1 protein-coding gene is annotated in these 1,486 nt (G+C 75.8%); it reads left to right on the plus strand.

Annotation, left to right across the window (positions count from 1 at the left end):
* On the plus strand, positions 1-1,473 hold a 1,473-nt coding region (locus HW445_RS30700; RefSeq protein WP_180224062.1), incomplete at its 5' end, for an ABC transporter ATP-binding protein.
* Between the last annotated feature and the right edge of the window lie 13 nt (positions 1,474-1,486).

Raw genomic sequence — 1,486 nt, forward strand, 5'->3', positions numbered from 1 at the left:
ATGGGCGAGCGGGCGCTGGCGCGGGTGCGCGAGGAGTTCGTGGACCGGGCTCTCGCGCTGCCCGCGTCGGTGGTGGAGCGGGCCGGGGCGGGCGACCTGACCACCCGGGGCACGGCGGACGTCGCCGCCGTCGGGAAGACGCTGCGGGACTCCGGACCGGACCTGCTGATCCACTCGGCCCAGGCGCTGGTGCTGATCGGCGCGGTGTTCCTCATCCATCCGCTGCTCGGCGCCTGCCTGGTCCTCGGCTTCGCGGGCATCCTCACGGCGACCCGCTGGTACCTGCGGCGGGCCCGTGACGCCTACCTGGAGCAGGGAGCGGCCACCTCCGAGCTGGCCGAGGAGCTCACCTCCACGGCGTCCGGCGCGCGGACGGTGGAGGCGTTCCGGCTGGAGCGGCGGCGCGTCGCGGCCAACCGTGAGGCGGTCGAGGAGGCGCGCCGCACCCGGATGCGGACGCTCTTCCTGCGCTGCGTCTTCTTCCCCTCGCTGGACTTCTCCTACGCGCTGCCGGTGGCCGGCGTGCTGCTGGTGGGCGGACACCTCCACTTCCAGGGGTCGTTGAGCCTGGGCGCGGTGGTGGCCGCGGCGCTGTACATGCGGCAGCTGGAGAATCCGCTGGACCACCTGCTGGACATGGTCGAGCAGTTGCAGTCCTCCGGGGCCTCCTTCGCCCGGGTCGAGGGCCTGGCGCGGGCCCCCCGGGACGAGCGCGGCGTGACGGCCGAGCCCGCGGACGACGTGATCGAGGTGCGCGGCGCCCGGTTCGCCTACCCGGGCGGCCCGGAGGTGCTGGGAGGCGTGGACCTGGTGGTGCGGCCCGGTGAACGGCTGGCGGTGGTGGGGCCGTCCGGGGCGGGCAAGACGACGCTGAGCCGGCTGATCGCGGGGATCGACGCTCCGGGTGAGGGCACGGTGACGGTGGGCGGGGTGCCGGTGGTGTCGCTGACGCCGGAGCGGCTGCGGCGCCAGGTGGTGCTGGTCACCCAGGAGCACCACGTCTTCCTCGGCACGGTGCGGGACAACCTGCTGATCGCCGAACCGGGGGCGGAGGACGCCGGGTTGTGGGCGGCGCTGAAGGCGGTGGGCGCGGAGTGGGTGTCCGCCCTGCCGGAAGGGCTGGACACGGTGCTGGGCGCGGACGCGTACCGCACGTCGGGTCCGCAGGCCCAGCAGCTCGCCCTGGCCCGCGTGGTGCTGGCCGACCCCCACACGCTGGTCCTCGACGAGGCGACCGCGCTCCTCGACCCGGCCACCGCCCGTCACACCGAGCGCGCGCTGGCGGCGGTGCTGGAGGGGCGCACGGTGATCGCGGTGGCCCACCGGCTGCACACCGCGCACGACGCGGACCGGGTCGCGGTCATGCGGGGCGGGCTCCTCACGGAACTGGGCTCCCACGACGAGCTGGTCGCCGCCGGGGGCGAGTACGCCGCCCTCTGGCGGACCTGGCACGGCGCGCCCGCCCCCCGCTGACCACGCCCGTCCC

The sequence above is a fragment of the Streptomyces sp. UH6 genome (assembly GCF_013421635.1).
Classification (GTDB): Bacteria; Actinomycetota; Actinomycetes; order Streptomycetales; family Streptomycetaceae; genus Streptomyces; species Streptomyces abyssomicinicus.